This window comes from Peribacillus sp. NPDC096540 (assembly GCF_050278525.1).
Classification (GTDB): domain Bacteria; phylum Bacillota; class Bacilli; order Bacillales; family DSM-1321; genus Peribacillus.
The window spans coordinates 172,892-187,361 of record NZ_JBNNTG010000003.1 but is presented as its reverse complement, the minus strand read 5'-3'; the positions used below and the strand labels follow the sequence as shown (position 1 = coordinate 187,361).

Below are 14,470 nucleotides of genomic sequence, written 5' to 3'. Positions count from 1 at the left end.
ATTAGGTTGGTGTAGAAATGTCTGAGGTTCAAAAACCTGTTTATGGAGGGCAGGCTGTTGTGGAAGGCGTCATGTTTGGCGGCAGACACCACACAGTCACTGCTGTCCGCCGCAAAGATTCAACGATTGTGTATTACCATTTACCACGTGAATCAAAGCCTGCTGTCAATCGCTTAAAAAAAATACCGTTTTTACGGGGAATTGTCTCACTGATTCAGTCGAGCGCAACCGGCTCAAAACATCTAAACTTTTCCACAGAGCAGTATGAAGAAGAAGGGGAAAAGAAAGAAGAAAAGAAAACAGAATCAAGGGAATCTTCAAAACTAAGTGTATGGCTTGGAGTTGCCGTTATCGGGGTCCTTTCCTTCTTATTTGGTAAATTGCTGTTTACCCTGATTCCAGTCTTTCTTGCCGAATTGACAAGACCTATTTTTCCTGGTCATATGGCGCAGGTTCTAATGGAAAGCTTATTTAAGCTGATATTACTGCTCATTTACATTTACGTAGTATCCATGACGCCATTAATCAAGCGAGTCTTTCAATATCACGGCGCAGAGCATAAAGTGATTAATTGTTTTGAAAGCGGGAAAGAATTGACCGTCGCTAATGTGCAGGCAAGTTCACGGCTTCATTATCGTTGTGGCAGTAGCTTTATTTTATTTACTGTCATCGTTGGTATGTTTGTCTATATGCTCGTCCCAACCGACCCTTTATGGTTACGTGTCGTGGATCGGGTGTTACTTATTCCCGTCGTACTCGGCATTTCCTTCGAGGTATTGCAGTTGACTAACAAAGTGAGAGATATTCCTGTTCTGCGTTACCTTGGTTATCCTGGTCTTTGGCTTCAATTATTGACTACAAAAGCTCCTTCAGACGATCAGGTCGAAGTGGCATTGGCTTCCTTCAATGAACTGTTAAAGTTGGAAAAAAGGACAGAACAAGGTTTAGAAACGGATGTTATTGTGTAAAACATCTATCACAATATGATTATAAAAAATCATATACTGAATAAAGAGAATAATCTTCATTTTTTTCAATTATTTTACATGAATAATGTTTAAAATAAGCTAAAAATGCTTATGATGCTCTTAAGGAGGTGTCTTTGTTGAAACGTTTCATATCATTCATGATATACGGAATCATCGCCCTCGGAGTCCTCGGACTAATGAGCCGACTGTTTAATGACCCGATTGGCTTTTTTAGAAACATTCTTATAATTGCCATTGTCGCAGGGATTATTTATATGATTTATACCGGATTAACAAAGGGAAAACCAGTAAAAAAAGAGCAACAGGCATTTCGAAAGGCTGCACGCCAATCGAAAAAAAGGCTAAAGAACCGAACTTCGAAAAAGGATAATGTGGCTAGCTTCTCTGCAGCAAAATCGTCTAAAAGAATAAAAGTGAGAAAGAAATCAGATAGTCACTTAACCGTCATCGAAGGGAAAAAGAATAAAAAGAAAAATCGGGCTTCTTTTTAAGAGCCCGATTCAGATTGTAGACAAAAAGGTTTCGGAATGGTCTCATTTCGAAACCTTTTTGATTTTTTATTGGATTTGAAGCAGTTATAGAGAATAGTTGACCTCTCCGAGGTCATTATTTAGGCCATTTCTGGCCCTCGCCAAGTCCAGTTGGCCATCTTCTTTAAATTCATGGCAGCGAAAGTAAGCATCGCCTGCATCGACAATTTTTTAAGTCCCCTTAACGTTGTCCAACGCATGCCATGCTTTTCTTTTGCATCTGCGAATACTCGTTCAATTGTTTCTTTGCGTTTCGCATAAATTGGTTTTATATCTTCGTGATGGCGAAGATGATCTGCTTCTTCCACATATTCTTGCCAAATGTGACGTGTCACTACTTTTTGATGATCTTTACTTTCGGTACATTGTGCTAAAAAAGGACACGTTGCACAAATGTGTTTCGGTGATTTGTACTCACGATAGCCCTGTTTAGTGGTTGTAGAATACTTTAAGGATTCACCTGCCGGGCAAAGGTAACAGTCAAAGAATTCATCGTAAACATATTCATGTTTACGATAGAATCCTTCTTTTGTGCGTGGTCGTGTATATGGTAAGGCAGGTGTAATCTCCTTTTCAAATAAGTATCTCGTAATCGCAGGTGTTTTATAAGCTGCATCTGCGGCAAACAGCTTCAGGTTTTCCAACTCTTCTAATCACGTTTTCCACTAGTGGCTCTAGGATATTACTATCATGTGTGTTACCTGGTGTTACAATCGTGCCGACTACAAAACCGTTTCGATCTGAGGCAGCATGGAATGAATAGGCAAACTGTTTTGTACGTTCGTCTTTGACGTAGTATCCACTCTCTGGATCGGTTGTACTTTCTTTAATTTCTTTCTCTTCTTCCTTATCAAACTTTTCTGGAGGGATTGGCTTTTTTTCGTGGTCTTCGCGGTCTTGGTTAATCTCACTTTGAAGACGTTCCCGATAAGCACGTGTTTCTTTCCTAACGATTTTCTTTTCAAATTTGCGCTTATTCGCATTCGCCTTCACATGTGTGGAATCAACGAAAACGTGTTCTGCACTGATTAACTTTTTCTCCGTAGCAGCCTTTAATATACGGTAGAAAATCTGTTCAAACAGGTCTGTATCTTTAAAGCGACGCTCGTAGTTTTTTCCAAAGGTAGAGAAGTGAGGTACTTTATCATGAAAGCCGTAACCTAAGAACCAACGATAGGCCATGTTCGTCTCTATCTCTTCAATGGTCTTACGCATCGAGCGAATACCGAAGGTATATTGAATGAATGTCAGTTTAACTAAAATAACTGGATCAATACTTGGGCGTCCTACCTCTGAATACATATCCTTCACCAAGTCATAAATGAAAGAGAAGTCAATGGCGGCTTCAATTTTTCGAACCAAATGGTTCGCTGGCACCAGTTGATCTAAAGTAATCATTTCAAGTTGATCTCGCTGAATAGAATCATGTTTAGAAAGCATCCTCATCACCTCAAGTTTTAATACTTCCATTTTAAAACAAAAAAGACTGTAGACAAAAGATGTTCTATCTAAATTTTATAACAAAGTTGATTGGAGCGGAAGGTGCGAGACTCCTGCGGGAAAAGCGCGTCTAGGGGAGACCCCACAGGCGCAAGCCGAGGAGGCTCCCGGACCGCCCGCGGAAAGCGAGTGCCTGGAGTGGAAATCAACGTTCAAATTGTACAAGCCATAAAAAAACTGTAGGCAAACTCGATTTTCATCGAGTTTGTCTACAGTCTGAATCGGGCTTCTTTTTAAGAGCCCGATTTTTTCCTTTTAATATGTCCAATGCTTTAAGAATTCTCTAGTAACCTGACGACCACGATTCATTAACTCTCCTTTTTTTTCATCATTCAAGTTGAAATCCATCGCGGAGATCCCCTTCATCGGGATAAATACAATATTCTGAACATGTTTCTTGGAAATATAACGAGCATCATGGGCATCTTTCATCGTCTTGAATAGTGCAGAGAACAATTCAACCGCATTATCCACTTCGTGCGGCTTCCATATCTCATCTGCACTAAGACGCAAACCTATGACAGGCCGTTCCTTTCTTACATGGTCTGAATTAAATAACCACATTGGAAAATTGCTTAACACGCCTCCATCAACAAATACAAACGTACTTTTCCCAACATTCAGCTTTACTGGTTCGAAAAAATATGGAATGCTACAACTCATTCTTACTGCCTTGGCCACTGGAAAAGTGATTGGATCGATTCCATAGTTCGGTAAATCATCAGGGAGCACTACCAATTTCCCATTTGTAATGTCAGAGGTAATAATACGGAGAGAATTTGGTGGAACATCATTAAAGGTGACTACATTCCTTTCTGCTAGTTTACCGGCAACCCATTTTTCTAAGGCATCCCCTTTATATAAACCTAACTTCCAATAAACAAGTAGCCACTTGGCAAGTGGGATAGGCAATAGGGCCCGCCTCTTATCCAGCAGGCTACTTAATTCTATATCAAGAAAAACCTCTTCCATTTCTTTTCCTGTATAACCAGCAGCTATAAAAGCTGCTATAATGGAGCCTGCACTTGTTCCAGCTGTCCTTTGAAATATAAATCCACGCTCCTCCAATTCCTGCAGGGCTCCTACTAAACCATATGCCTTAATCCCGCCTCCGGAAAAAACGCCGTCAATAATCATTGCTGCCCTCCTCTAATCCGGTCTTTACATTTTTAAGCAGGATTAGAGCGATTTATGACTGATTTATATAGAAACAACCTTTCATCAGGTAAAATACTGAATTTCCGATTTAGGAAAAAATTTTGCTATATACCCACGAATGGTCGTTTCCAGTTCTGCGGCTTCTTCGGTTTGGTAAACATATTTGCCAATTCCATATCGGCCCCATTTATACTTGCGCTTCGTTTCGTCCAGTTCCAATTTTGTTTTCGGATAGTTTTTTTGAATTACTTTTTTAGCAGGACCAGTAAATCGATGCTGGATTAGTTCAAAAGTCAAGTCCGGGATATCCACCCCTTTTAACGCCTCACTTAACCGTTCGAATAATTCATGGTAGCCCTCTTTCCATGCTTCATGACGATATATTGGAGCTACGATAAAACCTAGGGGATATCCGGCACCTGCTACTTTACATGCCGCTTCCATTCTTTCCTCGAAACTCGAAGTTCCGGGCTCGAAATTCTTTATTACGTAACGTGAATTTATACTGAACCGAAATCTCGTTTTTCCATTATGTTCAGCATCCAACAGGTGGTCGACATGATGAAATTTAGTTACGAACCTTAAAACCCCATATTCACTTTTCCCAAAATATTCTATAGCCCTTTTTAACGAATGTGTCAAATGATCAATTCCGACGATATCTGAAGTACAGGCCGCCTCAAAACGAGTAATTTCAGGCTTTCTCTCATTGATATATTTTTCGGCTGAATCTAAAATTTCCTCGAGATTCACATATGTCCTAATGTATGGCTTTGTTCCGAGTGTCGTCTGTAAATAACAATAATGACAATGCCCCATACACCCGGTAGCAAGAGGGATGGCATATTCAGCAGATGGCTTTGAAGAATCGAATTTCAATGTTTTTCTGATGCCCACCACAAGCGTCGACTTGGCGACACGATATTTTTGCAGATCATTTTCTCCAGGAAGATCCCTAATTTGGTTATGTGATGTGGTCTCACGGATTTCAATGTTCAAATCCTCGAATTTCTTTTTCAATTCCCGGCCAAGCGGGTATTCCAATGCCCTGGGCTCGATATATACTAACTGTGGCATAAATGGTTTCATTTCGTTCTCCATTCTTTTATGGATTTGTTCATACTTTTATTCAAACTAGACAATCTAACCTATAAGGATAGTTTTTCTTAATTTAGTTATCCTCATGATTGATTCTAATTGGTAAATTCAAAGATTGGAGATGCGATATGGCTAAAAAGCAAAACTTCTTAACAAATGGCATGGGTAAACAAGTAATTACCGTACAAACAGATAATAAATATCCCAATTCCCGGAATATCCCTGGTGACTCTGTCGATCAATTCTCGGTGTTAAAGGATGGAAACCAATACTTGGCCGAAAAGGAAATTGCCCAGCAAAATGAAAATGGCTGACAAATGCCAATACAGCAGAGAAGACCGAATCCTAAGACTCGGTCTTCTCTGCTGTATTCATTTTCATTGTATTTTCTTTAAGGAGTTTAAAAGAAAGGAAAAGCAAGATTATACCCAATATCCCGGCAATAATATAACTCATATTTAAATGGTTTTTCATTAAAACTGACATGAGTGGTGGTCCTGCTGCAACACCGATAAACCGTGCAGAACTATAAAAAGAGGAAATTGTTCCCCGCTGTGTCTTTTCAATATTTTCAGTAATAAGCGCATCCAAAGTCGGCAGCATAGCGCCAATCGCGATTCCTAATAAACTTGTAATAATAAGCAGCAACATCATTTTTTCCTTCGTATAGCCGACAAAAACTACACTTCCTGACATTAATATTAAGCTAATCAATATAATCTTTCTCATCAACGGTATGCTTCCTTTAATTTTCCTTCCTGCCACATAAGAGGAAATACATAAGAAGAACAAAGGGATGGCCAAGACAAAGCCTTTTTTAACGCCTTTTAAATCATGTAATTTTTCTAGACTTTCCGATAAAAAAAATAGCACTGCAAAAAGAACAAGCATGACAAACACGCCCAATAAGAATACAACGGAAAGCCACTTCCCTCCCTCCTCAAACGTTACTTTCGTTTTATTTAAAAATTCTTTGAACTTTACTGGTGCATGATTATTCTTTGGTACTTTTATAAAGAAAAAAACGAGAACAATTGAAATTAAACTAAAAAAAGAAATAGAAAAGAACGGTAAAAACCAAATAAGTGAAGCGAATAAGGATCCTAAAATCGGACTTAACACTTTCCCGAAGGTATTCGATGTTTCAATTATGCCTAAACAGGAACTTGTTTTCTCATCATCCGCTTTATAAAGGTCACCTACTAATGGCAAGACGATTGGAGTTGCCCCAGCCGCACCAATCCCTTGAAGAACACGGCCCATGATAATCCAGGTATACGGATTGTCCATCTTCCAAGAAACAAAACCAGCAATCAAACCACCTATCAAAGCTAAAATTAGGCTTGGTAGAATAACTTTTTTCCTTCCAATGCGATCAGACAAGTAACCTGCTACTGGAATTAGAAAAATGGAAGCGATTGAATAACTGGTGATTATCATACTCGACTGAAAAGATGTTATATTCACTTTTTCTTCAAAAACCGGCAACACGGGAATAAGCATAGAATTTCCTAGTGTCATGACGAGCGGAATCGAAGCCATGCTTACAATACACCAAGCACTTACCTTCGTATTATCGCATTTCTGATTTTCCATTCATACACCCCATCATAGTTAATACTTTGTAGTTTAACCATATATCAAGGAAAGCCTTCATGAGAACTAATAACAATTACTTGTTTATAAACCAATAAAAGGTAATCTTAAATTTAAAAGCTCAAAATATTGAATAAACACTCAAAGATCTGCAAAAAAAAGGCGTTAAGATCAGCTTTTCAGCTGTACCTTAACGCCTTTCTTAAATTAAGCTTATAGGCCGCATTTTAATTGTGCGCCACAATTCGTGCATGTATTACATCCACCCATTTCCTGAACTTCACCTTTACGGCAAACTGGGCAGGTGTTACCTACTTCCGACCCAATCGTAACATTCGTCGAACGCAGTTCATTTATCGTATCAACTAATACGACTTTTTTCTTTTCTTCCACATCTGTTAATTCATCCATTTCAAGTTGCTCATCCATTTGGTTTTCTTCTGCTTTAAGCGTAAGTACCTGACTGTCACGGCTTCCATCTACATAGACCGTACCGCCTTTTGCTCCGCCTTTGTATAGACGTTCATATACTTTTTCAACTTGTTCAACGGTATATCCTTTAGGAGCGTTAACCGTTTTACTAATCGAGCTGTCAATCCAGCGTTGAATAATGCATTGAACATCAGCATGAGCTTCAGGAGCCAATTCCATTGCAGAAATGAACCATTTCGGAAGCTTTTCTGGATCCGCTTTTGGATGACGTTCCAAGTATTCCTGTACGATGTCAGCCTTAACCTCAATGAATTTACCAAGACGACCGCTGCGGAAATAAGTGAAAGAGAAATATGGTTCAAGACCAGTTGATACCCCAACCATCGTACCTGTGCTGCCTGTAGGAGCAACTGTCAATAAGTGAGAGTTACGGATACCATGTTCAGCAACACTGTCTCTGATATCTTCTGGCATTTTTTCCATAAATCCTGTTTGAGTGAAACGCGTTCTAAGCTCATTGGTTTCTTCATCAGTTGACCCGATTAGGAACGGGAAACTGCCCTTTTCTTTAGCGAGGTCTACTGAAGTCCTGTATGCTGTAGTTGCAATCGTTTCAAACACCTTGTCTACCAGGATATTTCCTTCTTCAGATCCGTACTCCGTTTCACAATAGATTAACAAATCATGTAGACCCATTACACCAAGACCAACCCGTCTCTCGCCGAGTGCTTGTTTCTTGTTTTCATCTAAGAAGTAAGGGGTTGCGTCAATGACGTTATCCTGCATACGCACACCCACTTCTACGGTCTTCTTAAGTTTCTCAAAGTTTACGGTTTTGTTTTCTTTATCAGCCATTTCTGCTAAATTGACTGCTGCTAGGTTACATACTGAGTATGGAGCCAGTGGCTGTTCACCACATGGGTTCGTTGCTACAACTTGTTGTCCGTATGCTTTTGCATTTGTTTTCTCGTTAGCATTATCAATAAAGAAAATACCCGGCTCTGCAGAATAAGTAGCACAAATATTAATTAAGTTCCAAAGCTCTTTAGCTCGGATTTTACGGTAAACACGAACTTTCCGGCCCATTTTTTCCCACTGGCGTACATCACCGACATTGTGCCATTCTTCATTATAAATCGCCATTTCTTCAGCATTATAGCTTTCAACATCCGGGAAACGCAATTCATATTCCCCATCTTTTTCGGCAGCTTCCATAAATTCCTTAGTCAAGCAAATCGAGATATTGGCGCCTGTTAGAAAATCAGCATTATGGACACTGTACGTTCCGCCTGTACGAACCTTTTCCTCGGCCTCTCTAATGATTTTCTCGCTAAATCCGCCTAAACCCGGAATCTCTTTATAGTTGATAATACCTTGGTACATAGCCGTTTCTTGTTCGGTATGCGGTGTGAATTTTAATTTATCCGTAGCATATTTTTTGATGGCTTCATCTTTTGTGTTTTCCACTAAGTAGCGAAGAATCCGTGGATTTTGCATTTTCGAAATAATGAACTCAGCAATATCTGGATGCCAATCCGCAAGCATAATCATTTGTGCACCGCGTCTGCTTCCGCCCTGTTCAACAAGATGGGTCAATTTCGCAATATCATCAAGCCATGAAACTGAACCGGAGGATTTTCCATTTACCCCTTTTGCCAACGTGTTTCTTGGACGAAGTGTCGATCCGTTCGTACCTACACCGCCTCCGCGGCTCATGATTTCCATGACTTGCTTTCGATGTTCGGAAATTCCTTCGCGTGAATCCGGAACAAATGGCATTACATAGCAATTAAAATAAGTAACATCCGTGTTAGAACCAGCTCCATATAATACACGTCCTGCAGGGACAAAATTAAGGTTCTTTAATTCTTCATAGAACTTATTGAACCATTCCGTTCTTTTTTCTTCAGTCGTTTCCACTGAAGCCAATCCCGTAGCATTACGTTTTGCAATTTGTTCATAGTATATTTCAAGCGGCTTTTCAATGATATCAAGCGGCCGATTTACAATCCCAGTTTCCACTTCTTCCGGGTTATCTAATGCTCCGCGGAATTCATCATCCACTAATACCTTAGCTTTTTTCGTTTCCCAATCTATTTCAACGATGTAACCAAGACCCCGTGCAGGAAATTTCGGATCTTCCTTAATCGTCAATACTACAAAATCGCCAGTCGATAGCGTAATTTTTTCAGTATCCTTAAAAGAATAGCGGTCAAGCATAACTAGACGGGACACGCCTTTATGCGTCATTTTCATATCAGCTGTTACAGGATGGACCTGGGGAAATAAAGAAATATCCTTATTCAACCTTTCTAGATCAACCTTTAAAGCTTCTTTTATTACAACCGACATAATTCCCTCTCCTTTATATGTTTCAAGATCCGTTCTTGCTGCAAAAATCTATATGTAGTCTTACATGTCCGTTTCGCTTAACAAGTTACCCTAAATTTATCATAGTGAAACTCAAAAATCAATATATAGTGTCGCAATAAATATTTCGACTACTATATATTGTGTTTACGTTGATTAACTTTTAATTTTGTCAAACGATAAATCAATTAATATAGTTAGTAATAGGGAGGAAAATGTCGATTTATAATAATTTTTCATCAGATTTCAATTAATTTGAACCTTGCTTTTTCCCTATCCTTGTTAGTGCTTATAGTTGCAAGGAAAAGCTTATTTGTTTACACAAATCTGAACATTTTTATTATCTATTCTAATCATCCTGCTTCCTCTATCTCAAAAAATTCCATTCATCACTTTCATATTTACTTTCAGCAAGGGTCTTTACCTCTAGCAACTGTTTTTCATTGAGGACGTATGGCTCTAAATCAATGGACAGCCCTTCTGCAAAACCTTTTTCAAAAGCAACTTTTGCTTCAGGGATGGTAATCTTTCTTCCAGCAATATCATTAATGGCCACAGCTTTGTTTTTTAAATTTTTTTGCATTCTTTCTTTAACCCTATCATTGGAGAATTTAAATACACTAAAAAGCTTGTCCTCATCAAGCTCAAGTAAAATTGCCCCATGCTGAAGGATTACACCTTTTTGCCTTGTTTGTGCACTGCCAGCTACCTTCCGGCCCTCAACAACCAATTCATACCAGCTTGGCGCATCAAAGCAAACCGAAGATCTTGGTGTTTTTAATGCCGCTTTTTCCTCTTCGGTTCGAGGTACGGAAAAGGAAGCATCTAGTCCAAGATTTCTAAATCCCATTAATATGCCTTCAGAAATGACCCGATATGCTTCTGTAACGGTATTAGGCATTCCCGGATAGGATTCTGGAACAATTACACTATAGGTTAATTCATGTTCATGCAGTACCGCACGTCCTCCTGTTGGTCTGCGAACAAAACCAAGGCCCTGCCTTTTAACTTCTGCTATATCAATTTCAGATTCTGCCTTTTGAAAATAACCAATCGACAATGTAGCTGGGTCCCAACCGTAAAAGCGTATAATCGGTGGTATTTCCCCTTTACTCTGCCAGTTTAAAAGAGCTTCGTCCATCGCCATATTAAAAGCCGGTGAACAATATCCTGAATCTATAAATCCCCATTTTTCTTTTGTCATCCTTACCCCTCATTTCATGTAGACTGCTTTAAAGTAGGTCAGTAATTCCGTCATAAAAAAAACTCACATGTAGTAGTTTAACAGACTTTAACACTCTAAAAAAGAAAGTACTATTAAGTCGATAAAGAATTTTACGAAAATATTTTTTGATTATTAGTTAAAGCAATTATATAATAAAGATTGTCTGTATTCGTTAGGTAGAAGGGAGTTTTTATGTTTGGAATTATTATATACACTGCTCATCATCATAGGAGCGGTTATTGCGTATTCACTTTTTAATTGGTACCGCCAGCGTAAAATCGTTAAAACGTTAACACAGGATGAATTTATTGCTAACTACAGAAAAGTACAACTAATCGATGTGCGGGAACCAAATGAATTTGATAATGGTCATATCTTAGGCGCAAGAAACATCCCTATGACACAAATGAAAACTCGCCTGGTTGAAATTAGACCGGACAAGCCTGTATACTTGTACGCTCAAAGCGAAATCATCAGCGGAAGAGCTGCAGCCATGCTATACAAAAAAGGCTACAAAGAACTGTTTCATCTAAAAGGCGGTTTCAAAATGTGGACCGGTAAAATTAAAGCAAAGAAATAAGAACCCATCTCCGCATGGGCTCTTTTTAATTAAAAAGCTATCATTCTAAAAATTGAAATGAAATGCCGTCTTATTGCTTATTATGTCTTATGGTATATTCATTTCCAGCCGGTCATTCTCTATACATATAAAAAATAAAAATCCCCGCTCTGATGGCGGGGATTTTTATTTAGGCTATTAAGCTTGATAACGGAGGACTGGTTTTCTTGCAGCAAGTGTTTCATCCAGCCTTTTAATAACTGTTGTATGTGGCGCTTCCTGTACGATTTCCGGAGTTTCTTCCGCTTCCTTAGCTATTTGAATCATCGCATCAATGAACGCGTCGAGAGTTTCCTTTGACTCCGTTTCAGTCGGTTCTATCATCATTCCTTCTTCCACGTTCAACGGGAAGTAAATAGTAGGTGGATGATAGCCGAAGTCTAGTAATCTTTTGGCAATATCGAGTGTTCGGACGCCCAACTTCTTTTGCCGGCGGCCACTAAGCACAAATTCATGCTTACAATGACGATTATATGGTAAATCAAAATATGGTTCCAACCTACGCATCATATAATTCGCATTGATGACCGCATTCTCCGTGACAGCCTTAAGACCATCAGGACCCATTGAACGAATGTACGTATAAGCCCTCACATTTATTCCGAAGTTTCCGTAATAAGGTTTAACTCTTCCGATGGATTGCGGGCGATCATAATCCAGCATAAATTGCTCATCTCGTTTGACCACGAGTGGTTTAGGCAAGTAGGGAATCAAATCCGATTTTACTCCGACAGGACCAGAACCCGGACCACCGCCGCCATGTGGACCTGTAAATGTTTTATGGAGATTTAAATGGACCACATCAAAGCCCATATCACCTGGGCGGGCTTTAGATAAGACTGCATTAAGATTGGCCCCGTCATAATAAAGCTTCCCACCAGCATCGTGGACAAGTTTTGCCATTTCCAAAATATTCTCTTCAAACAATCCTAGCGTATTGGGATTCGTCAGCATTAAAGCCGCCGTATCCGAACCTACCACGCGCTTTAAATCTTCAAGGTCAACTAAGCCATTTTCATCAGATTTTACCGTAATCGTTTCCAGTCCCGCAACAGTGGCGGAAGCTGGATTCGTACCGTGTGCCGAATCAGGAACAATCACTTTCGTCCGTGCTGTATCACCGTTCGCTTCATGGAAGGCGCGAATCATCATTAACCCTGTCCATTCACCATGTGCACCTGCTGCTGGCTGTAAAGTCACTTGATCCATCCCTGTGATTTCTGTTAAATGTTCTTGCAAGTCAAATAATAGTTCCAAGGCTCCCTGCACAGTCGCCGGATCTTGATATGGATGGATATGGGCGAAACCGTTAAAACGCGCCACATTTTCATTTATTTTCGGGTTATACTTCATCGTACAAGAACCGAGTGGATAAAAGCCCGAATCCACCCCGTGATTCCGTTTGGATAAAGCCGTATAATGACGCATGATATCTAATTCCGATACTTCTGGAAGCTCAGCCTCTTCTTGACGGATGTACTCGGCAGGAAAAATCTCTTCAAGCGAAATTTTTTCAACATCCATTTCCGGTAGACTGTACCCGATTCGACCGGACGTACTGATTTCAAAAATGAGTGATTGATCTTGATTATTCATGTTGATCCCCCAATTCCTGCGCAAGTGCATCAATTTCTTCTTTTGTTCTAAGTTCTGTTACAGCCACAAGCATATGGTCTTTCAACTGTGGATAAACAGTCCCTAAGTCGAAGCCGCCGATCATTTCTTTATCAAAAAGACTTTGATTAATTTCTTGGTAAGGAGCCGGCAATTTAATGACAAATTCATTAAACGAAGGTCCTTCAAACACCACTTCTATTCCTTTTTCCTTTAAAGCTTTTTTCGCATAATAGGCTTTTTGAATATTATTAACAGCCATTTCTTTGACACCCTTTTTCCCAAGTGCGGTCATCGCAACAGAAGCTGCTAAAGCATTCAACGCCTGATTGGAACAGATATTGGATGTTGCCTTGTCACGACGAATGTGTTGCTCACGAGCTTGAAGTGTCAGTACAAATCCCCGTTTACCATCTTCATCCACTGTTTGCCCGACGAGACGACCTGGCACTTTTCGAACAAGTTTGTTCGTGACCGCAAAGTATCCGCAATGAGGTCCGCCAAAAGCTGCTGGAATACCGAATGGCTGAGCATCGCCTGTTACGATATCAGCTCCAAGGGCACCTGGGGGTGTCAATGCACCTAGTGCAAGAGGGTTACTCGAAACGATAAACATGGATTTCACATCATGAATGATTTCTTCCATTTCTTTCAACGGTTCAATACGTCCAAAGAAGTTTGGATATTGGACAATGACTCCCGCAATATCATCTTTTGCCAATTCCTTTAAGGCGGCTAGATCTGTCACACCATCTTTAAATGGAATTTCAATGACTTCTACTCGCTGACCTTTCGCATACGTCTTAACGACTTCCCTTGATTCAGGATGTACTGCAGCTGAAATGAGAATTTTCTTACGTCGTGTATGACCGGATGCAAGCATCGCTGCTTCCGCTAATGCCGTCCCTCCGTCATACATGGAGGAGTTAGCTACATCCATTCCGGTCATTTCACAAATCATCGTTTGATATTCAAAAATGGCCTGAAGCTCCCCCTGTGAAATTTCCGGCTGATAAGGAGTGTAGGCTGTATAAAACTCCGAACGGGATAGAACGTGATCGACGATGACCGGTGAATAATGGTCATACACGCCCGCACCAAGAAAGGAAGCATAGTTTTTAAGATCAGCATTCTTGGCCGCAAGTTTTGATAATTCTTTCATTAAGGCTGGCTCTGATTTAGCTGGTTTAATGTCATATTCGCCTTGAAAACGGACACTTTCAGGAATATCGTTGAAAAGGTTCTCAACAGAAGGGACCCCTATTACCTCCAGCATTTGTTGTTTATCCTGCTCTGTCATGGGTAAGTAACGATGTTTCATCTTAATGACCATTCCTCT

Annotated in this window: 11 protein-coding genes and 1 pseudogene; 4 read left to right on the top strand and 8 right to left on the bottom strand. The window is 39.9% G+C overall.

Annotation, left to right across the window (positions count from 1 at the left end; translation table 11 throughout):
* The first annotated feature begins 17 nt into the window (after positions 1-17).
* Both ACQKMR_RS04805 and ACQKMR_RS04800 read left to right on the top strand, forming a co-directional pair.
* Positions 18-968, top strand: coding sequence for a DUF1385 domain-containing protein (locus tag ACQKMR_RS04805; protein WP_427696257.1), 951 nt, complete (start codon positions 18-20; stop codon positions 966-968).
* A 137-nt stretch (positions 969-1,105) separates the two neighbouring features.
* Entirely contained in the window at positions 1,106-1,480 is a 375-nt protein-coding gene (locus ACQKMR_RS04800; RefSeq protein WP_427696256.1) for an SA1362 family protein, read from the top strand.
* Between the two features lie 119 nt (positions 1,481-1,599).
* Here ACQKMR_RS04800 and ACQKMR_RS04795 read toward each other — a convergent pair.
* From ACQKMR_RS04795 to splB, 3 genes and pseudogenes are all read right to left on the bottom strand, one after another.
* A pseudogene (locus ACQKMR_RS04795) lies at positions 1,600-2,959 on the bottom strand (IS1182 family transposase).
* 315 nt (positions 2,960-3,274) lie between these two features.
* Positions 3,275-4,156: a patatin-like phospholipase family protein gene (locus ACQKMR_RS04790; RefSeq protein ID WP_427696255.1), complete on the bottom strand. Its 882-nt coding sequence runs from the start codon at positions 4,154-4,156 to the stop codon at positions 3,275-3,277.
* A gap of 84 nt (positions 4,157-4,240) precedes the next feature.
* Positions 4,241-5,266, bottom strand: a complete 1,026-nt coding sequence (gene splB / locus ACQKMR_RS04785) for a spore photoproduct lyase (protein WP_427696254.1) — start codon at positions 5,264-5,266, stop codon at positions 4,241-4,243.
* Between the two features lie 137 nt (positions 5,267-5,403).
* On the opposite strand from splB, the gene ACQKMR_RS04780 reads away from it, so the two are divergent.
* Positions 5,404-5,589 carry a hypothetical protein gene (locus ACQKMR_RS04780; RefSeq protein ID WP_427696253.1) on the top strand — a complete coding sequence of 62 codons (186 nt, stop codon included), beginning with the start codon at positions 5,404-5,406 and terminating at the stop codon, positions 5,587-5,589.
* Positions 5,590-5,620: 31 nt separating this feature from the next.
* On the opposite strand, the gene ACQKMR_RS04775 is transcribed toward ACQKMR_RS04780, so the two are convergent.
* The 3 genes from ACQKMR_RS04775 to ACQKMR_RS04765 form a co-directional block, all read right to left on the bottom strand.
* Positions 5,621-6,871, bottom strand: a complete 1,251-nt coding sequence (locus tag ACQKMR_RS04775) for an MFS transporter (RefSeq protein WP_427696252.1) — start codon at positions 6,869-6,871, stop codon at positions 5,621-5,623.
* Between the two features lie 213 nt (positions 6,872-7,084).
* Positions 7,085-9,655, bottom strand: coding sequence for a vitamin B12-dependent ribonucleotide reductase (locus tag ACQKMR_RS04770; RefSeq protein ID WP_427696251.1), 2,571 nt, complete (start codon positions 9,653-9,655; stop codon positions 7,085-7,087).
* A gap of 385 nt (positions 9,656-10,040) precedes the next feature.
* Complete coding sequence (locus tag ACQKMR_RS04765) at positions 10,041-10,877, bottom strand: lipoate--protein ligase family protein (RefSeq protein ID WP_427696250.1); 837 nt, start codon at positions 10,875-10,877, stop codon at positions 10,041-10,043.
* 217 nt (positions 10,878-11,094) lie between these two features.
* Between ACQKMR_RS04765 and ACQKMR_RS04760 the strand changes: the two genes are divergently transcribed.
* The gene (locus ACQKMR_RS04760; RefSeq protein WP_427696249.1) at positions 11,095-11,478 is read left to right on the top strand and encodes a rhodanese-like domain-containing protein; all 384 of its coding nucleotides are present in this window, start codon (positions 11,095-11,097) and stop codon (positions 11,476-11,478) included.
* A gap of 177 nt (positions 11,479-11,655) precedes the next feature.
* Here the strand turns inward: ACQKMR_RS04760 and gcvPB are convergent, their stop codons facing one another.
* Positions 11,656-13,113 (bottom strand): aminomethyl-transferring glycine dehydrogenase subunit GcvPB, encoded by a 1,458-nt coding sequence (gcvPB, locus tag ACQKMR_RS04755; RefSeq protein WP_427696248.1) that lies wholly within the window; start codon positions 13,111-13,113, stop codon positions 11,656-11,658.
* Positions 13,106-14,452, bottom strand: coding sequence for an aminomethyl-transferring glycine dehydrogenase subunit GcvPA (gcvPA, locus tag ACQKMR_RS04750; protein ID WP_427696247.1), 1,347 nt, complete (start codon positions 14,450-14,452; stop codon positions 13,106-13,108). The genes gcvPB and gcvPA overlap by 8 nt, the downstream gene beginning before the upstream one ends.
* Positions 14,453-14,470 lie beyond the last annotated feature (18 nt).